Source organism: Kribbella lupini (genome assembly GCF_039529595.1).
In the GTDB taxonomy this organism is placed as follows: domain Bacteria; phylum Actinomycetota; class Actinomycetes; order Propionibacteriales; family Kribbellaceae; genus Kribbella; species Kribbella lupini.
The window spans coordinates 1,288,035-1,306,587 of record NZ_BAAANC010000003.1; the positions used below are offsets into that span (position 1 = coordinate 1,288,035).

Consider the following 18,553-nt stretch of genomic DNA (forward strand, 5'->3'; position numbering starts at 1 on the left):
AGTCACCTACTTCGCGTCGACAGTGATCTCGGCGGCGGTCCCGAACGGGTTGCCGCTCGCCTCGCTGAGCTGGACCAGCCGCACGTACCGAGCGGTCGTCGCCGCGACCGGCACCCACTTGGCGTCCGGGCTGTTGCCGAACGTCCCCTTCGAGGCCGGCTGACCCCAGCTGACGCCGTCGGTGCTCAGGTAGATCTCGTAGTCGGCGATCCGGCCGTTGGTCGCGTTCTGCCGGGTCAGGTAGGTGACCGCACAGACCGACTTGGCGCTGCCCAGGTCCAGCTGGATCTCGTGCGGCGGCTGCGGCTGCCGCGCCGACCACTCCGTGTGCCAGAACGTCGCCGGGTTCCCGTCGATCGCGTTGACGGCGCGGCCGTCCTCACCGGCGGTCTCCTCGCTGTCGACGTACTTCACCGCGACCGGACTGGTCGCCGCCGGCACACAGCTCAGCCGTACGCCGGCTGTCGTGCTCAGCCGATGCGTCACACCGCCCTGCTGGTACGACGTGGTCGCGCCGAGCGCCGCCGTACCGGCTGGTGCGTCAGCCGGTGGGGTCGCGGTGAACGTCGCCGTGAAACTGCTGCCCGCAGCGAGCTCCTGCGTGGTCCGGCTGGCCGGGGTGACGCTCCAGCCGGCCGGGACGGTCGGGCGGACGGTGACGTCGGTGGCGCGGTCCTTGGCGGTGACGGTGACCTTCAGCTGTGCGGTGGAGCCCGACACGACCGTCTGGCGATCCACCGAGGCAACGGCACGCAGTACGGGCTTGAGCGTCAGCGGAGTCGCCTGGTGACCGTCCGGGATCTGCTGGATCAGACCGCCCGAGCGATCGACCACGGCGACCATGCGGGTGATCGCGTTGACCAGTGTGACTTGACTGCCGGACCTGGCGAGCTGCCAGCGCTGCAGGCGGTTGGTGCTGTCGCAGGTCTGTGCGGTGATCGGCGTGCCCGGCTGCAGCGGGGTGTTGAGGTAGCGGACGCCGACCCGGGACTCGGCGCAGCGGCCGGTCGCGAGGCTGGTCAGCGTGTAGTAGCCGTCGGTGGTGGGCGTGACGTCCCAGGCTGATTCGGCGCTCTCCAGCTTCAGCTGGGCGCCTTCCGTAGCTGCAACACCGAGATAGTCGCGGCCTGTCGACAGTGAGTAGGTGCCGGCAGCAACCGGCGTACGGTCGACGTTGTCGAAGCCCGGAGCGCGGCCGACGGCGTCGGCGCGGGCAGTGAAGGCGGCGTACGTCGGGTCGGGCTTGACCGTGCTCCAGGTCGCCTGCGCGACCAGGCGCAGCGGCATCCGAACCTCGGCCTCGATCTCGTTCTCGGTGTTGCCGGACCCGTTGTCCGGCCAGAGCGAGATCTTGGCGCCGGTCACACCGTTGCTGCCGGCAAGCGTTTCGCCCTCGAAGCGCAGCGGGGTCCAGTTCGAGTCGTAGAGCTGCTGCGCGTTGGTCTTGAAGCCGCCGCGGACGTTGTAGAGCGCGTAGGCGGAGTTCATCACCTGGCGCCCCTCGGCGATCAGCTTGCTCGGCTTCACCCCGCCGCTGAGCCAGTGCTCGACGACGATGTCGCGGTCGAGCGGGACGGTCGCGGCGTCGGTGATGCCGTCGTTCCAGATCCGCAGGGTCTTGCCCTGGGCCTTCACGTGCGCGTTGACCCGGTTGATGAAGTCGACGAACGCGTCCTGCGGCACGGCGTCCGGCCCGAACTTGGCTCGCGCGTACTCGAGCAGCTGCGGGTACTTCGCGTAGTCCGAGCCGAGCATGTACTCGTCGGCGCCCATGTGCCAGTACGGCGTCCGGAAGGTCCGCAGGTTCTCGTCGATGATCGCGGTGAGGAAGTCGAACGCCTCGGGCTTGGTGATGTCGAGCCGGCTGACCTGCTTGGCGCCGGTGTTGTCGGTCAGCTGCAGGTCGGGCCGGTTGCGGATCCACGGCTCGATGTGCCCGGGCGAGTTGACCTCCGGCACGATCGTCACGTGGTACTTGTCCGCGAGCCGTTGCAGAGCGGCGATCTGGGGCTTGGTGTAGTACCCCCACTCGACGGACTCCGGGTGGACGTCGCTCTTCACCTTCAGCTCGACCCACAACTGGTTGAGCTTCAGGTACGCCGCGTCCTTCACCAAGCGCTCGAACCACGCGGTCGACACGTTGATCAGGCACGCACACACGCCGACACCACGTTCGGCGTACGCCGGTACGTCGACCACGCGCCCCGCCGGCACCTGCCCGTGCTTCAACAGTTGCAGCACCGTCCGCGTCCCGTAGAAGACGCCGGCGTCGGTCTTCGCGGTGATCGCGATTGTCTTCCCGACCGAGAGCTCGTACCCCTCGGCGCCGAGCTCACTGCGCTTGGCATCAACAGCCAGCACGATGTCGCCGGCCTTCGCCTTGCCCTGCACCACGTTCAGCCGACGGCCCACAACCTCGCGGGCATCCTCGACGAACGTCGCAGCCTCACCCCGAGCAGAGTTGGCCACCACCCGACTGTGTCGGCCGAGCTCGAACTGCCCGTCGGCCGCTTGCCAGCCGGCCAAGGCCGGCAACACCTGCGGCACCGCCTTGGGCTGGTCGCCGCGCGACCGCCGGGTGACGTCGCTGGACCTTCCCGCCGCGGCCGGCAGGAGTTCGCGGGCCTGGGCAGCAGCCGAGCCGGAGGCGAGGGTGGCTCCGGCGAAGCCAGGAGCTCCGGGGGCGACGGCCTCCCTCCCCCTCTCCGCGTTCGCAGTCCCGTCCTCCGCCTTGGCGGAGGACGGGACTGCGAACGCGATGGTGAGCGCCAAGACGGCTACTGCTAGTCGGCGGGCTCGGGTGGCGTGCTGCGGGCGGTGCAGCTTCATCGGTGGGGCTCCTCAGCGGCGGCGGGTGGTGTGGCGGGGGCTGATGGTTTCGGTGAGTTCTATGGAGCGGGCGGCTCGGGCGGAGGTCAGCTGGGCCACCCGGATGTAGAGGCAGTCGGTGACGACCAGCTGCGAGTGGCGGGCAGCCAAACCTCCGCTGCGGAAGGAGGTCTCCAGCACCGCAGTGGCCAGGACCTCGTCGGCGACCGCGGCCAGCGGGGAGCGGGGGTCGCTGGTGATGGCGATGACCTTGGCGCCTCGGTCTCTCGCCAGCTCTACCGGCTCCATCACCTCGGTGGTCGCACCGGAGTGGGAGATGGCAACCACGGCATCTGCAGCCGTCAGCAAAGCAGCCGAGGTGGCGGCACCATGCACTTCCGGCCAGGCCCGCACCTGTACGCCGATACGAAACAGCCGCATCTCCAGCTCCGCGGCGATCGTGGAGCTGCCACCCACGCCGTACACGTCGATCCGTCGTGCTCCCGCGAGCACGTGAGCGGAACGGTCGAGCGCCTCCAGGTCCAGCTGGTCGACCGTCTGCGTGATCGCCCGGATGTCGGCGTTGGCGACCACCGTGGCGACCCGTCCGACCGTGTCGTCGTCGTTGATCAGCGGCCCGAGGTCCGTACTCCACCCAGGCACCTCCGCCCGCCCCAGCTGAGCGGCCAACGCGATCCGCAACTGCTGATGGCTGGACAACCCCACAGCCTGCGCGAACCGCGTCACGCTCGCCTGCGACACCCCAGCCCGCTCGGCCAGCGCGGCGGTCGACAGCTCAGCGGCGACAGCCGGCTCGGCCAGGACGAACTCCGCGACGAGCCGCAGCGCACCGGTCAGCCGGGGCAGTGTCGCCCGCACCCGGTCGGCGATGTCCGGACCGGCGCCGACCGCGGAAGGATCCGACATGAAACAACCATTCATCGAAGGGTGGGTTCGATGAATGGTTGCGTCAGAGCCAAGCGGGTGTCAAGGGATCAGTCCGCCAAAGCCCCCACGATCTCGTCGGACTCCAGGTGCTCCACTTCCTGCAGTTGCGGGTTCCGCCGCAACTGCAGCACCAGCCCAAGCACGATCAACCCCAGTACGGCGGCGATCGGCGGCAGGAACTCCACGCCGACCAGGTTGATCACCACTCCGCCGATGATCGCCGAGAGGCCGGCGCCCAGGTAGATCGCCGACGCGTTCAGCGCCAGCAGCAGTCCGCCACCGGACGCCATCTCCAGCAGCAGGTTCTGGATCGGCGGGTTGAACGCCCAGGTGAACACGCTCCACACGAAGAGCGCGACCGCAGCCCCGCCGACGTTCACCGCGGTCAGCGACAGCGACCCGATCACCACCACGAACCCGACCATCGTCACCGTCAGAGTCCGCAGGCTCCCGAACCGGTCAGTCGCCCGCCCACCGAGCCAGTTCCCCAGTACGGCGCCCAGCCCGTAGACCAGCAGCAGCACCCCGACCACTCCGCCATGCAGGTGGGCGGTCTTGTCGAGCAGCGGCACCACGTAGATGTAGACGCTCATCGTCCCCAGCACACCGAGTACCGTCATCACCAGCACGGTCTGCACCCGCCGGTCCGCCACACCAGCGAACCGCTCGCGGAGGCTGACCGCAGGCGGCGCATCCACCCGCGGCAACGCCAGCCGTACGGCCACAGCGAACAACGCGGCAACCACCGCGATCAGCGCGAACACCCCGCGATACCCCAGCGGCTCGCCGAGCAGACTCCCCGCCGGTACGCCGAGCACCAGCGCGAATGTCAGCCCACCGAACACCACCGCGACCGCCCTACCGCGTTCACTCGGCGGCAGGAACCCAGTCGCGAACAGCGTGGCCGCCGGCGTGTACGCCGCGGCACCGAACGCCGCCACCACCCGCCCGACGATCAGCAGCGGGTACGTCGTCGCCACAGCCGCGATGACATTCCCCAGCGCGGCCAGGAGCAGCGCGGCGATCAGCAGCGTCCGCCGCTCCCACCGGCCGGTCAGCGTGGACAGCAGCGGCGCACCGACGGCGTACGAGAGCGCGAAGGCGGTCGCGAGCTGACCCGCGGCGGTCAGCGAGACGTGCAGCTCGGAACTGACCGACGGCAGCACCCCGGACACGACGTACGCGCTGGTCCCGACGGCGAAGGCCCCGCCGGCCAGCAGGTAGATGCGTGCGGACATCAGCAAACCCCTCCAAGTCGAATGATTCGATGTTGATCGTACTACGATATTCATCGAAGTTCGACAGGCGTCGTACTATGGACGCGTGAGCACCTCGAAGCAACTGCCGCAGCCGGACCGCGGCGAGATCCGCGTGGACGCCGTGCTGCAGGCGCTGGGCGAGCCGGTCCGGCTGACCATCGTCCGCGCGCTGGCCGGCGCCCCCGAAGGCATCGCCTGCGGAGAGCTGGAGCTGCCGGTGACCGCGTCGACCCGCGCTCACCACCTGCGCACGCTGCGCGAGTCCGGCGTCCTCACCACCCGCACCGAAGGCACCCGACGGATCAGCAAGCTGCGGCGCGACGACCTCGACGCGCTCTACCCCGGCCTGCTCGACGGCGTCCTGGCCGCGAAGCAGTAGTCCGCCAGAGCGTCAGGGCGTCACAGGAACGAACTTGGTGAAGCTGGTCCGCAGGTAGCCGCTGCCTGACGGGTTGGACACCGTGACGTGCCCGGCCGTGCCGGCGGCGAACGGGAAGCGGCCGAGCAGCATCCACTGCATGCCACCGCTGCGCTGATCGATGTCCTTGGAAGCCGTCCCAGTGGCGTGGGTGACGACGTAGTGGGCGGCCGCGGTGCTGTTGCTGTGGTTCGGCACCCACGCGTACACGTCGTACTGGCCGGCACTGGGCAGGTCCGGCCGCCAGTCCGCAGTCCGGCCGACACCGTTCGAGGCCCTGGTTGGCGAGGTGAGCCAGCCCGGGACGCTGGACGGCGCCCAGACCCCTGTCTCGGCGTAGGCAGTGGTGTCGTCGACACCCACGATCGCCATCGGCAGCGGCGTCACCGACACCGTGGCCGGCGCCGACTCGTTGCCCGACAGGTCGACGGCCCGTACCTGCAGGCTGTGCGCGACGTTGTTGGCCAGATCCGGCACCGGGATGCCCTGGGCCACCAGACCGGGGTTGCCGATGTTGCCGACCGGTTCGTCGGTGTTCACCAGCTGCCCGTCCGCGTAGATGTTGTAGCCGAGCAGGTCGACCTCGGGGTTCTGGGTCCAGTAGAGAACGGCCTGACCGTTGGCAGCCTCCCCCACCAGTCCGGCGGGTGTACTGGGCGCCTGCTGATCAGCAGGTACGTCGACAGCGACCGGCGCGGAGGCAGGCGACTCGTTGCCCGACCGGTCAACCGCACTGACCGACAGCTGATAGGTCTGCCCGGCCACGAGCTCGTGCAGCTCGTACGACCCACGCCGTACCGGGTTGGCGGTCTGCAGCCGCCCGTCCAGGTAGACGTTGTGGCCGACCACGTCCGTGCCGCTCACCGGAGTCCACTGCAGGTTCAGTACGGCGTCACCCGTGGCCGGCGTGGTCTGGACAGACTCCGTCACGTTGGCCGGAGTCGCCGGAGCCACCGCGTCCGGAGCAGGCACGGGAACGAACTTCACCGCATCCGCCCGCAGGTAACCCTCGTCTCCGACGTCCTTGCCGAGCTCCACCCAACCCGCAGCACCCGCGGCGAACTGGTAGTTGCCCAGCCGCACCCACCGGTCGACACCGACCGACTCGGGCGGATCCACCGGTGTGCTCAACCCGCTGCTGCTGTTGACCGTGTAGCGAGCCTCGGCGGCGTTGAGCGAATTGCCCGGCACCCACGCGTACACGTCGTACCGTCCGGCCGCGGGCAGCTGCGGTGTCCAGCGAGCCGTGCTGCTCGAGGTGGACGAGTAGCGAGTGTCACTACCGCTCCAGCCCTTCACCGTGGTCGTGCTCGCCCAGGTCCCGGTCTCGGTGTAGCCGGCGCCGCCGTTGTCGATCTGGACCGTCGGGACGAACTTCACCGCGTCAGCGCGCAGGGTGCCGACAGCTCCGGCGTTGTTGACGAGCTGGACCTTCTGCCCCAGGCCCGGCGTCATCGCGTAGGAGCCCAGGTCGATCCACTGCTGCCCGGCGGTCTGCTGGTTCACCACGACGTTGCTGGTGCCGCCGTTGTGCGTGACGGCGTACCGGGCCGCCGTACTGCCGGTGCGAATGAAGTCCGGGTTCCAGGCGTACACCTGGTAGGTCTGAGCGCTCGGCAGCGTCGGGGTCCAGCTGGCTGTCGCTCCGGTCGGCGCGGCGCGCCGGGTCAGCTTGTCCTGGTAGCCATAGGCGTCGTTGGCCGCCGACCAGGTACCGGTCTCGGCGTAGCCCGCGTCGCCGTTGTCCACCAGCACAGTGCCCGTCGCGACGTCGTCCGGCACGCTGATCGGCTTGTAGTAGCGGAAGTAGTCCCAGGTCGTCTCGCCCGGCAGGTTCGCCTCGGCCACCGGCTCGGTGAAGCCGAGCGTGGTGAGCCAGACGTTCTGCAGCGCGTGCGGACCGGGGTAGGCCAGCGTGCGGACCAGCAGACCGTCGACGTAGAACTTGATTGCCGATGGCAACCATTCGTAGCCGTAGGTGTGGTAGCCGTCGGCGGAGTCCGGCCCGGCGTACACGCCACCCGGGTTCCCGATGTGCTGCGGCACGGTCCAGTGCGTGTGGTGCTGGATGCTGCCCGGCGCGTGCGAGTCGATCTCGAACCCGTCGATCTCGTTGAACCGGTTGTTCGGCCCTTTGTACGCCGGGGTGTCCGGCACGTAGTCGGACAGCCCCATCTGCCAGAAGGCCGAGTGCCAGCCCTTCTCACCCCACAGCTGAGCGCGGGTCTCGTAGTACCCGTAGCCGAAGGTCTTCTTCGAGATGATGCCGCCGCAGGTGTAGTCCTTGCCGGCCAGGCTCTCCTTGCGCAGAGCGATGTGCATCGTGCCGGAACCGACGCTGACGTTCGCCGGCTTGTTCGCACAGATCGCCTTGGCGCCGTCGCGGCGGTACCAGTCGGCGTCGTTCAGGGCCGACCCGGCGAACTCGTCGGACCAGCTCAACTGGTAGCCGGCGGGCACGTGGTCGGGCCCCGGTGGCGGGTCGGCGGCGGCCGGCCCAGCGGTCACGGCAGTCACCAGACAGCCGGACACCAGGGCCAGAGCGGCCAGTAGACGGGCAGGACGACGAAGGCTCATCGGGATCTCCCAACGGTTCGGGCGGTGGCTCGACCCTAGAACGCGTTGGGATTGAAGTCCATAGTACGGATCATCGATCCGCAATATGCATCACCAGTTGGTGACCGAGCCGTCCCGCCGGTGCAGCTGCGGGATCGTCGTGGTCTCCGGAGCGGTCGCGCGGGACAGGTCGGCGGTGATCCCGAGCCCCGGCGCGTCCGAGGCCGTCAGGCGTCCCGGCTCGGCCACGATCGTCGAGGTGAAGGCGCCGAGCGGAGCCGTCGCCCGTTGGGCCTGCTCCTGCACGCTGACGTTCGGGAGCGCCGTGTTGAAATGCGTCGAGGCCGCCGTACAGAGCGCTCCGATCGAGTTGTGCAGCGCCAGCTGGACGTGGTGCGTCTCGCAGAGCGCCGCGATCTTGCGGCCCTCGGTGATCCCGGTGTGCCCGAGGTCGATCCGCGCGTGGTCGATCAGCTCCTCCTCGACCAGCTCACGGAACTCCCACTTCGTGCACAGCTGCTCCCCCGCCGCGATCGGTACGCCGGTCCGTCCGCGCAGTGACCGGTACGCCGACAGGTGCTCGCTGCGCAGCGGGTCCTCGACGAAGAACGGCCGGACCGGCTCCAGCTCCCGGCACAGCTGCACGGCCTCGGCCAGGTCCAGCCGGGTGTGCGCGTCGACCAGCAGCTCGATGTCGTCGCCCAGGCCGGCCCGCAGCTCCTGCATCAGCTCGACGGTCCACCGGACCGCGCGCCGGGCGTCGTACTCGGGCTCGTTCGGGTCCCACGCGGTCAGCCGCAGGTGCCGCCAGCCCTGCTCGGCCAGCTCGCTCGCGTGGTTGAGCACGTCGTCCATGCTGCCGCCGCGGACATGCGCGTACGCCGGTACGTAGTCCCGCGACCGGCCGCCCAGCAACGCGTGCACCGGTACGCCGAGCGACTGGCCCCGCAGGTCCCACAGCGCGATGTCGATACCGGCCAGCACGGACGCGTGATGCCGGTCGGACGGGAAGAACACCGAACGGAACCCGAGCTGCCAGATGTGCTCGATCCGGGTCGCGTCGACCCCGACCAGCAGCTGCCGGAGGTCCTCGACCAGCCCGGCAGCGGCACGCTCGCGGCCGCGCATGCCGACCTCGCCGATACCGGTCAGGCCGTCGTCGGTGCGGACCACCGCGGTCAGGAGCGGCCAGTCGTCCGCGGCGGGCAGGGACACCAGGTCGAGCTGCTCGATCTTCATCCCTTCACCCCATCACACCAGCCGCGAGCCGGTGGACCGGTCACCCCCACGTCGACCGCGAACAGGTGGCCACTGCCCGCAGGCGGATCGGTCAGGCCCAGCGAAGCCGTGGTGATCACCAGAGTGCTGCCCTGGAAGCAGACCGCTGTGGGCCGCGGTACGGGCAGCTCCACCGTTGCCAGGAGCTCGCCGGTCGGCGCGTACCGGCGGACCTGGCTCGCATCCCACACCGCCACCCACACACAGCCCTCGTCGTCCAGCGCCAGCCCGTCCGGATTGCCACCGTCCACCTGTACGACGGTGCGCCGTGCCCCCGACGACACGTCGATCGCTTCGAGCCGCCGGTGCGGCAGCGTGTCGACGAAGAACATCGTCCGGCCGTCCGGTGTGAAGTCGATACCGTTGGCCACCGTCAGCCCGGCCAGCACCCGTCGTACGGACCCGTCAGGGTCCAGCCGGAACAGCCCGGCACGAGGTGCTCGCGGAATGGCCTGTGAGCCGGCCCAGAAGCTCCCGTCCGGATGGCAGGCGCCGTCGTTCATCTGGTCCTGCCCGCTGGTCAGCCCGGTCACCAGCCGCGTCACCGTGCCGTCCTCCGCCAGCCGGGCGAACCCGTCCTTCACCGCGAGCGCCCAGCCCGTTCCTGGCTCAGCACACGGCACAGCGACGCCGACCGGGCCACCGATGTCGTAGGCACGGGTAGCGGTCAGCACCCCTCCGTCCAGCCGACCGCAGTGCACCCGTCCCGCCTGGATGTCCACCCAGACCAGCTCACCGGTCCGCAGGTCCAGCCGGGGCGATTCGCCTTGTACGTAAGAGGTTGTGGAGATCTGGTCAGCTCTTGACCGCACCCGCGATCCCCTCGACGAACGTCTTCTGCAGGAACAGGAACACCACCACGATCGGGATCACACTGATGCAGGCCGCGGCCGCCAGTCCGGTCCAGTCCGTGGTGTCCTGCCCGTAGAACCCGTACATGCCGACGCCGAGCGTGCGCAGGTCCGGATTGCCGAGCGTGAAGACCAGCGGGATGAAGAACGCGTTCCAGGCCCCGATGAAGTTCATCAGCGCGACCGTGCCGAGCACCGGTTTGGCCAGCGGCAGCATCACCCGCCAGTACGTCCGCAGGTAGCCGGCGCCGTCCATCCGCGCCGCCTCCTCCAGCTCCTTGGGGATGCCACTGAAGAAGCCCATGAACAGCAGCACCGGTACGACGAGTGCCGGACCGGCCTGTGCGAGCGCCGCCCCCAGCAGCCCGTTGCCCAGGCCGAGCCCGTTCACCACCACGAAGGTCGGGATGATCGTGTAGCCGTGCGGGATGAACATCGTCGCGATCAGGATGCCGACCAGCACCTTGCGCCCCGGCAGCCCGGGCCGCGACAACGCGTACCCCGCGGCCGAGGCGACCAGCAGGACCAGGACGACGACGGCGATCGAGAATGTGATCGTGTTCGCCGTGTACGTGCTGAACTTCGCCGTCGTCCAGGCCCGCGTGAAGTTGTCCAGCGTCGCGTCGTCGGGCAGCAGCGACAGCCCGCCGATCAGCATCTCGCGCGGCGTCTTGAAGGCCGCGGAGATCATCCAGACGAACGGGTAGACCCAGATCAGGCACAACGGGATCAGCAGCAGGTGCCAGACGTTGCGCCGGACCAGCCTGTTCATGCCTTGCCCCCGCTCGGCCGGCGCCCCAGGAAAGGTGCCTGGAGCAACGTAATGACCAGGGTCAGCAGGCCGAACACCACACCGGCCGCCGACGCGAACCCGTACCGCGGAGCCTGCAGCGACGGATCGAACGCGTACCGGTAGATGTAGGTCGGTACGACGTCCGTCGCGTAGTCCGGTCCGCCCTCGGTCACCGCGCGGACCAGGTCGAACGTGTTCAGGCTGCGCTGGAAGACGAGCAGCAGGATCACGATCGCGATCGGCGTGACCACCGGCAGCGTGACGAACCGCAGCGACCGCCAGAAGCCGGCGCCGTCGATCGCGGCCGCCTCCTGCAGGTCCTTCGGGACGGTCTGCAACGCGGCCAGCCAGTAGATCAGCGTGATCCCGAATCCCTTCCACACATCGATCGACAGCAGCGTCGGCAGCGCGGTCGACGTACTGCCGAGGAAGTTCACCGGTTGGTCGACCAGGCCGGTGTCGAGCAGGATCCGGTTCACCAGACCGCCGGCCGGGTCGAGCAGGATCGCGATCACGATGCCGATCACCGCGGTGGTCGCGACCACCGGCAGGAACAGCACCAGCCGGTACAGGTTGCGGAACCGCAGCCAGCTGCTGTTCAGCAGGATCGCCAGCACCAGGGCGAGTGGCATCTCGACGAAGATCGCGGCCAGCGAGAACGCGAAGGAGTGCCAGAACGCCCGCCAGAAGGCTTCCGACTGCAGCACCTCACGGAAGTTCGCCAGCCCGACCCACTCGGTCGGCGAACCGACGCCGTCCCAGTCGAAGAACGAGTACCACCAGCTGGCGATCATCGGCCAGATCGTGAACCCACCGAACAGCAGCACCAGCGGGATCAGGAACACGTAGCTCCACAGATGCCGGCGGAACCGGCCCGGCCGTCGTACCGGGCGCGGATGGTCCGGTGCCCGCACCGCCCGGCGCTCGACCGTCGTGGTCATCGGTCAGCCTCCCGGGGTGAAGTCCTTCAGCGGGTCCCAGCCCGCGAAGGTCAGGTCCTTGGCCGAGCCGGTCTTGCCCTTGGCCTTCAGGTCGGCCGTGGTCTGGTCCAGGAAGGTCTGCAGCTGCTGATCCAGCTTGGCGGCCGCCGGCGCGAACGGCTGGTTCTTGATGATCGAGCTGAACGCCGCGTCGGTGGACTTCAGGTCGGGCTTGGCCGCCAGGGCGTCGGTGATCGCCTTGCCGCCGGCACTGGCCAACCCCGGGTTCGGCGCGCGGCGCATGGTCTCCTGGGCGACCTTCAGGATCGCGGCCTGGTCCGGGTTCTTCTCCGCGTCGGCCTTCCAGGCACCCTCGAGCGCGGTCAGCGTCCCGAACTTCTGGTAGTACGCGCTGTGGAAGGCGTCCGACGAGAGGAAGTCCAGGACCTTCCAGCTCTCCGCCTTGTGCTTGGACTGCGCCGACATCGACCACAGCGGGCTGAACGACTTGCTCAGCGGCAGGTACGCGCCACGGCCGGCGTCCGGCACCGGAAGACCGGTGATGCCCATCTTGATCTCGGGTGCGAGCTTGCGAACCTCGGCGACATGCCACGGCGGCGTCGGGTACATCGCCAGCCGGCCGGCCGCGAACTCCTTGAACGCGCGGCTGCCGTCCCAGCTCTCCCAGCCCGGCATCATCACCTTCGCGGCCTGCATCCGCCGGTGCAGCTCGACGGCCTCGACCAGGCCCGGGCTCGCCGTGGCGGGCTTACCGGTGCGCAGGTCGATGCCGCTGGCCGGTACGGAGTACGGGACGGCGGTGTCGGCGAGCATCTCGACGGCGACCGCCTTGGCCGCGGTCGGTGCGTAGCCGAAGCTCTTGCCCTGGCCGTCCGCGGTGATCTTGGTGGCCATCCGCTCGAGCTCGGACCAGGTCTTCGGCGGAGCGGTGAAGCCGGACTTCTTCAGCAGGTCCTCGTTGTAGAGGAACACCCGCAGCGTCGACCACGGACCCCAGACCAGCGGCAGACTCATCAGCTTGCCGTCGCGGTGCAGCCCGGACGTGGCCGGGTCCATGCTGCCCTTCGGGAAGCGGGCCAGGAAGTCAGGCGTGACGAACTCGTCGAGCGGCGCTACCCACCCGCGGGCGGCCATCCGGTCCATGCCGTCGTCCTGGGCCCGGAACAGGTCCGGCGCGTTGCCCTGCTGGAACATCAGCTCGACCGCGTTCAGCTGCTGGTCGGACGGGTTCTCCAGCACCTTGACGGCGATCCCGGGGTTGGCCTTCTCGAACGCGTCGAACTGCTGCCGGTAGAACTCACTGGCGCCCGGCGGGTCCGGAACCAGCGCAACGGTGACGGTGACCTGGCCGGCGCTGCCCTCCGGGTCCGGACTGCCGCCGACGAGGTTGCAGCCCGACAGGGCGAGCGCCACCGCGCAAGTCAGCACGGTGAGAGCTGGGCGGATCTTCATGATCGGCTCCGTTGGTCGAGGCGCCGGATCGGCGCGGAGATCTGGTGATCGGCTGGGCCGTGGTGCCCCAGCTGCGAGTTGATGGCGTCGGCGGTCTCCACCACGAGCCGGGACAGCTCCTGCTCCCGGGTGGCGAGGTCGACGACGCTGGACGGGCCGGACAGCGACAGTGCGGCGACCACTCGGCCGGAGCGGTCACGCAGGGGTGCTGCCAGGCAGGACCGGCTGAGCGACAGCTCCTCGGTCTCGGTCGAGTAGCCCTGCCAGGCGACCTGGCCGAGCACGGTGTCGAGTACGGCGTGGTCGGTGATGGTGCGGGGCGTGTAGCGCTCCAGCTCCCCGAGCAGCTCCCGGCGTCCGTCGACGTCGAGCAGCAGGCACTTGCCGAGCGCGGTGGCGTGCAGCGGGTTGCGCCGGCCGGTGAGTGCGAACGCCCTCGGCGCGAGCCGCCCCTCGAAGTTGCACAGGTAGAAGGCCTCACGCCCCCGTCGTACGGCGACGTTGGCGCCCAGTCCGGTCGCCGCGGCGAGCGACTGGGCCGGCTGCCGGGCGGCGTGGTGCACGGGATGACCGTTCACCGCCACGCCGGCCAAGGTGATCAGGTCGGCGCCGAGCCGGTACTGGCCGTCGGCGTCGCGTTCGACGAACGCGGCCTGCTCCAGGGTGCTGAGCAGTCGCGAGGCGGTGGACTGGCGCAGGCCGGTGAGGTGCGCGACCTCCGTGACCCGCAGAGTGCCGGCACTGCTGCCGCCGAACGCCCGCAGGACGGCCACGGCGCGCTCGACGCTCTGGTTCGTCCCGGCTTCGGTGACCACTGTGCACTCCTGAGGTTTCACTCCTGAATGATGGACGTTGTCATCCACTATGTGGCAGCCTTACGCACATGATGGATCTCGTCAAGCGCCTGCCGGATGCCGAATGCTGAACAGTGAGGAGCCCGTCGTGCCGCCCACCGTCCGAGGCCTGGTGCCGATCCTGGCCACGCCCTTCCTGCCCGACGGCAGCCTCGATCTGCCGAGCCTGCGCCGGCTGACCGAGTTCCAGCTCGCCTCCGGAGTCGACGGCGTCGCCGTGCTCGGGATGGCCAGCGAGGCCTTCGCCCTGACCGCCGAGGAACGCCGGACCATCACCCGGGAGGTCGCCGCTGTGGTCGGCGGAGCGGTCCCGCTGGTCGTCGGGGTCGCGGCGACCTCGACGGTGACCGCCGTCGAGCAGGCCGAGGCCGCTGCGGTCGGCGGAGCGAACGCCGTCATGGTGCTGCCGCCGTTCATGGTCGTGCCGAGTCCGGCGCAGCTGCCCGAGTTCTACGCGACTGTGGCCGCGGTCGGCGTCGAGCTGATGGTGCAGGACGCTCCGGGCGCGACCGGTGTGGCCATGTCCCCGCAGCTGATCGCCGAGCTCGGCCGGCTGGCCGGAGTGACGTCGGTGAAGGTCGAAGCGCCTCCGACCGCTCCGAAGGTGGCGGCAGTGGTGGACCGGATCGACGAGCCGGGCTTCGTCGTACTGGGTGGGCAGAACGCGCAGTTCCTGCTCGACGAGTTGGCGGCCGGTGCTGTCGGCTCGATGCCTGCCTGTGAGATCCCCGATCTGCTGGCACCGGTCTTCACGGCCTGGCTGACCGGCCGGTACGACGAAGCGCGGGCGCTGTTCGAGCCGCTGCTGCCGTTGCTGGTGTTCGGCCTGCAGTCCGGGATCGCCTGGGCCGTCCACAAGGAGGTGCTGGTCCGTCGCGGGCTGATCGACCACACCGCTGTGCGCGTTCCGGCCCGTGACCTGGACGACCGGACCCGGGCCGGTCTCACTGCGATACTCGACCGGCTGGACCTGCCTGCCGTGACCACCTCGACCGCTCCGCTGACTGGGATCCGCTGATGCAGAAGATCACCGATGTAGAGGTCTTCCCGCTCGTACTGGCCGGGCCGGACGCTCCCCCGCGGCACTACAGCACCAAGCCGCCGTGGCCAAGTGTCTACGCGTCGTCCCGCGAGGCCCTGCTGGTGAAGCTGACCGCCGACGACGGTTCGGTCGGCTGGGGCGAAGCGCTGGCCCCGGTAGCCCCGGAGGTCCCGGCCAAGATCATTGAGCTCCTGCTGACGCCCGCGCTGCTCGGTGCCGACCCGACCCGGGTCAGGCCGCTGGTGACCTCGCTGCGCGCGCTGATGCGGGAGCGAGGGCACCTGGGCGGGCATCAGGGCGATGCGGTCGCCGCGATCGACGTGGCTCTGTGGGACCTGGCCGGGCGGATCGCCGGCGTACCGGTGCATCAGCTGCTCGGTGGTGCGCAGCGGGACGTCGTACCGACGTACGTGTCGGGGCTGCAAGGAGCGACGGACAGCGAGCGGGTCGCGCACGCGCAGGACTGGGTGGCGCAAGGTGTGCGGCAGGTGAAGATCGGACTGGGCCACGGGGTCCGCGAGGACCTGGCGACCGTCGAGGCTCTGCGCGCTGTCCATGACGACCTGCAGATCGCCGTCGACCTCCACGGCGTGTACGACGTGGCGCAGTCGGTCCGGCTCGGCCGTGGGCTCGACGAGCTCGGCGGCTGGTTCCTGGAGGCGCCGGTCGGGTTCGAGGACGTGGCCGGACATGCGGAGATCGCTCGGCGGATCGACACCCCGGTCGCGATCGGCGAGAGCATGCGGCACCGGCAGGAGTTCCGGCCGTGGCTGGAGGGCAAGGCCGCCTCCATCCTGCAGCCCGACGTGGGCCGGACCGGGATCACCGAGCTGGTCGATCTGGCGGCCGTTGCCGACACGTGGTTCACGCCGCTGGCACCGCATCACTCGTCAGGGCTCGGGGTGGTGATGGCCGCGAGCATCCACGCGTCGGCGGTGGTCGGCAACCTGCTCGCGTACGAGTTCCACCCGACGCTGTTCGGCCCGGTGAACGACGTCCTGGTGACACCGATCGGGGCCGGCCCGCGCGGGTTCGCCGTACCGGCCGGGCCGGGGCTGGGGATCGAGGTCGACGAGGACGCCGTCCGCGCGGCGAGCGTCCGATGACCCGCCGCGCCCTGGTGATCGGCGCCACCACACCGATCGGTGCGGCGATCGTGGCGGCGCTGGTGGCGGACGGTTGCCGGGTCGCGGGAGCCTCGCTGGAGGACCAACCCGTCAAGGAACTCGAGCTGCACATTGCGGCTGACTGCTCCCGTCCGGCGGTAGCGGCCGCCGTGGTCGACCAGGTGGCGGAGGAGTTCGGCGGTCTGGACGTGCTGGTCACCGCGGCCGGGCAGATGCCTTTGGTACCGGCGCACCGGACCAGCGACGAGCAGTGGACCGGTGCACTGGTCAACACACTGGACACCGTCTTCTTCCCGGTCCGCGCCGCACTGCCCTACCTGGTGGACAGTACGGCGGGCGCGATCGTCGCCGTCTCGTCGGTGAACACGCTGGTCGGTGCACCCTGGGCCGCGGCGTACACAGCAGCGAAGGGCGGCGTCGACGCACTCGTCCGGCAGCTCGCCGTCGAGTACGGCGGCCGCGGCGTCCGGGTGAACGCGGTGGCGCCGGGCATGGTCGGTGGTGCCGCACTGCCCGACGCTGCGGCGGGGTATCCGATCGGCCGGACCATCGAGGCCCGGGAGGTCGCCGACGCCGTGGCCTTCCTGGCCGGGCCGAAGGCGTCAGGCATCACCGGGGTCGTCCTGCCCGTCGACGGCGGGTTGTCCGTGCTCTCGCCTGCGGTGGTCGGACGAGCGGACCTTCAGGCCCGGCTGCGGGAGGACTGATGCCCGAGGTGGAGCTGACCGGCCGCGCTGCCCCGCTGTACCGGTGGCTCGACTGGCCGCTCCGGCTGGCTCTGGTCACGGTGCTGTGGTGTCTGGGTGTCGCCGCGGGTCTCGTGCTGACCGGAGTCGCTCCTGCGACCATTGCCGCTCACCGCGTCCTCACCAGCTACAGAGAAGACGTCGAGCCCCGTCCCTGGACAGTCTTCTGGTCCGGCTGGCGCTCGTGGCTGGGCCGAGGACAACTGGCACTCGGACTCCCACTGGCCACTGTGTGGGTGCTGGCCTTCTACCTGGTCGCCGTGCGGCAGACCGTCTGGGCGGTGCCGCTCTCAGTCATCCTGGTCGGGTACCTGGTCACACTCTGGCTCCTTCCGCCGGTCCTGCTCAACGCGGGTTCCCGGCGGACGACGGAGTCCTGGCTGCTCACGGTCCACCTGACGTGGCGCCGGCCGGCTCTGCCGCTGGCCGTCTTCGCCGCGCTGGTCGTGGCAGCGGTCGGTGCGTGGTACGTCGTACCAGCTGCTCTGGTGTTCGGGCCGGCGACGGCGGCCTTGGCCGCCGTACTGGTCAGCTCACGGCGGCTGACGCGTGATAGCCCAGACCCGACGAGATCTGGTCCGCCTGCTCGATGACCTGCATCGCCAGCGACTCCTCGCGGGTCGGCAGGTCCATCGCCGACAGCGGGCCGGAGACCGACAGCGCCGCCACGATGGCGCCGGTCCGGTCCCGGATCGGCGCGGCCAGGCACGCACGGCCGAAGGCGAGCTCCTCCAACTCCAGCGCGTACCCGCGTTCGCGCACCTGGCGCAGGATCTTCTCCAACTCGTCCGGCTCGGTCACGGTGTGCGGGGTGTAGCGCGCCAGAGTGCCGCCGAGCAGTTCCTCCCACTCAGGCCTCGGCAGCTCACTGATCAGCGCCTTGCCCATCGCGGTCGAGTGCAGCGGACCGGTCCGGCCGACCAGCGTGGAGGACCGTCCGGCAGCGCGTCCTTCGAAGTGGCACAGGTAGAACAGCTCGGCACCACGCCGTTCGGCGACGTTGGCGCCCAGACCGAGATCCGCGGCCAGGTTCTGCGCGACCTGACGGGACTGCTGGTGCACGGGCATCTCGTTCAGCCCGATGCCGGCCAGGGTGATCACTTTCGGGCCGATCCCGTACAGCCCACTGCGCTGGTCGTAGGCCAGGAAGCCCAGCGCCACCAGGGCACCGACCAGCCGGGACACCGTGGACTGACCCAGCCCGGTCGCCTCGACCAGCTCCGACACCCGTCGCTGCGGGTGCGCCTCGGTGAACTCGGACAACAGCGACAGCGCCCGCTCGACACTTTGCGTTCCCGGCCCGGCCTCACGGCCGATCGCACGTGCCACAGGGGTCACCTCTCAGACTGCTGGGGTTTGGTTCTCTCATCCGCATCGTAGATGGCACAGGTCTCGCATTCCATCTCCCCGCCGCCGGGCCAGGGGCCGGACCTGTGGCCTGACCTGTGCACAGCTGCCGCTGGACCTGTGCGCGGCTGTG

Annotated in this window: 16 protein-coding genes; 5 read left to right on the plus strand and 11 right to left on the minus strand. The window is 69.8% G+C overall.

What is annotated here, in order from left to right:
* Positions 1-6: 6 nt before the first annotated feature.
* The 3 genes from ABD235_RS32380 to ABD235_RS32390 form a co-directional block, all read right to left on the minus strand.
* Positions 7-2,829 (minus strand): family 20 glycosylhydrolase, encoded by a 2,823-nt coding sequence (locus ABD235_RS32380; RefSeq protein ID WP_344181115.1) that lies wholly within the window; start codon positions 2,827-2,829, stop codon positions 7-9.
* A 12-nt stretch (positions 2,830-2,841) separates the two neighbouring features.
* Positions 2,842-3,735 (minus strand): MurR/RpiR family transcriptional regulator, encoded by an 894-nt coding sequence (locus ABD235_RS32385; protein ID WP_344181117.1) that lies wholly within the window; start codon positions 3,733-3,735, stop codon positions 2,842-2,844.
* A 68-nt stretch (positions 3,736-3,803) separates the two neighbouring features.
* On the minus strand, positions 3,804-4,994 hold the full coding sequence (locus tag ABD235_RS32390) for an MFS transporter (RefSeq protein ID WP_344181119.1): 1,191 nt from the start codon (positions 4,992-4,994) through the stop codon (positions 3,804-3,806).
* A gap of 85 nt (positions 4,995-5,079) precedes the next feature.
* Here ABD235_RS32390 and ABD235_RS32395 point away from each other — a divergent pair, with 85 nt between their 5' ends.
* Positions 5,080-5,394: an ArsR/SmtB family transcription factor gene (locus tag ABD235_RS32395; protein WP_344181121.1), complete on the plus strand. Its 315-nt coding sequence runs from the start codon at positions 5,080-5,082 to the stop codon at positions 5,392-5,394.
* 12 nt (positions 5,395-5,406) lie between these two features.
* Here the strand turns inward: ABD235_RS32395 and ABD235_RS32400 are convergent, their stop codons facing one another.
* The 7 genes from ABD235_RS32400 to ABD235_RS32430 form a co-directional block, all read right to left on the minus strand.
* Complete coding sequence (locus ABD235_RS32400; protein ID WP_344181123.1) at positions 5,407-8,010, minus strand: golvesin C-terminal-like domain-containing protein; 2,604 nt, start codon at positions 8,008-8,010, stop codon at positions 5,407-5,409.
* A gap of 90 nt (positions 8,011-8,100) precedes the next feature.
* Positions 8,101-9,228 carry a mandelate racemase/muconate lactonizing enzyme family protein gene (locus ABD235_RS32405; protein ID WP_344181125.1) on the minus strand — a complete coding sequence of 376 codons (1,128 nt, stop codon included), beginning with the start codon at positions 9,226-9,228 and terminating at the stop codon, positions 8,101-8,103.
* On the minus strand, positions 9,225-10,079 hold the full coding sequence (locus ABD235_RS32410; RefSeq protein ID WP_344181127.1) for an SMP-30/gluconolactonase/LRE family protein: 855 nt from the start codon (positions 10,077-10,079) through the stop codon (positions 9,225-9,227). Before ABD235_RS32410 ends, ABD235_RS32405 begins: the two co-directional genes overlap by 4 nt.
* A complete protein-coding gene (locus ABD235_RS32415; RefSeq protein WP_344181129.1) occupies positions 10,063-10,890 on the minus strand; it encodes a carbohydrate ABC transporter permease in 828 nt (275 codons plus the stop codon). The genes ABD235_RS32410 and ABD235_RS32415 overlap by 17 nt, the downstream gene beginning before the upstream one ends.
* Positions 10,887-11,852 (minus strand): carbohydrate ABC transporter permease, encoded by a 966-nt coding sequence (locus ABD235_RS32420; RefSeq protein WP_344181131.1) that lies wholly within the window; start codon positions 11,850-11,852, stop codon positions 10,887-10,889. The genes ABD235_RS32415 and ABD235_RS32420 overlap by 4 nt, the downstream gene beginning before the upstream one ends.
* Before the next feature lie 3 nt (positions 11,853-11,855).
* Entirely contained in the window at positions 11,856-13,304 is a 1,449-nt protein-coding gene (locus ABD235_RS32425; protein WP_344181132.1) for an ABC transporter substrate-binding protein, read from the minus strand.
* Positions 13,301-14,119 carry an IclR family transcriptional regulator gene (locus tag ABD235_RS32430; protein WP_344181134.1) on the minus strand — a complete coding sequence of 273 codons (819 nt, stop codon included), beginning with the start codon at positions 14,117-14,119 and terminating at the stop codon, positions 13,301-13,303. Before ABD235_RS32430 ends, ABD235_RS32425 begins: the two co-directional genes overlap by 4 nt.
* Before the next feature lie 127 nt (positions 14,120-14,246).
* Here ABD235_RS32430 and ABD235_RS32435 point away from each other — a divergent pair, with 127 nt between their 5' ends.
* The 4 genes from ABD235_RS32435 to ABD235_RS32450 are packed head-to-tail and all read left to right on the plus strand — an operon-like array spanning position 14,247 to position 17,666.
* Positions 14,247-15,176 carry a dihydrodipicolinate synthase family protein gene (locus ABD235_RS32435; protein ID WP_344181136.1) on the plus strand — a complete coding sequence of 310 codons (930 nt, stop codon included), beginning with the start codon at positions 14,247-14,249 and terminating at the stop codon, positions 15,174-15,176.
* Entirely contained in the window at positions 15,176-16,306 is a 1,131-nt protein-coding gene (locus ABD235_RS32440; RefSeq protein WP_344181138.1) for a mandelate racemase/muconate lactonizing enzyme family protein, read from the plus strand. Before ABD235_RS32435 ends, ABD235_RS32440 begins: the two co-directional genes overlap by 1 nt.
* On the plus strand, positions 16,303-17,034 hold the full coding sequence (locus tag ABD235_RS32445) for an SDR family NAD(P)-dependent oxidoreductase (RefSeq protein ID WP_344181140.1): 732 nt from the start codon (positions 16,303-16,305) through the stop codon (positions 17,032-17,034). Before ABD235_RS32440 ends, ABD235_RS32445 begins: the two co-directional genes overlap by 4 nt.
* Positions 17,034-17,666, plus strand: a complete 633-nt coding sequence (locus ABD235_RS32450; protein WP_344181141.1) for a DUF624 domain-containing protein — start codon at positions 17,034-17,036, stop codon at positions 17,664-17,666. The genes ABD235_RS32445 and ABD235_RS32450 overlap by 1 nt, the downstream gene beginning before the upstream one ends.
* Here the strand turns inward: ABD235_RS32450 and ABD235_RS32455 are convergent.
* On the minus strand, positions 17,602-18,402 hold the full coding sequence (locus ABD235_RS32455; RefSeq protein WP_344181142.1) for an IclR family transcriptional regulator: 801 nt from the start codon (positions 18,400-18,402) through the stop codon (positions 17,602-17,604). The two genes, ABD235_RS32450 and ABD235_RS32455, sit on opposite strands and share 65 nt — an antisense overlap.
* Positions 18,403-18,553: the final 151 nt, after the last annotated feature.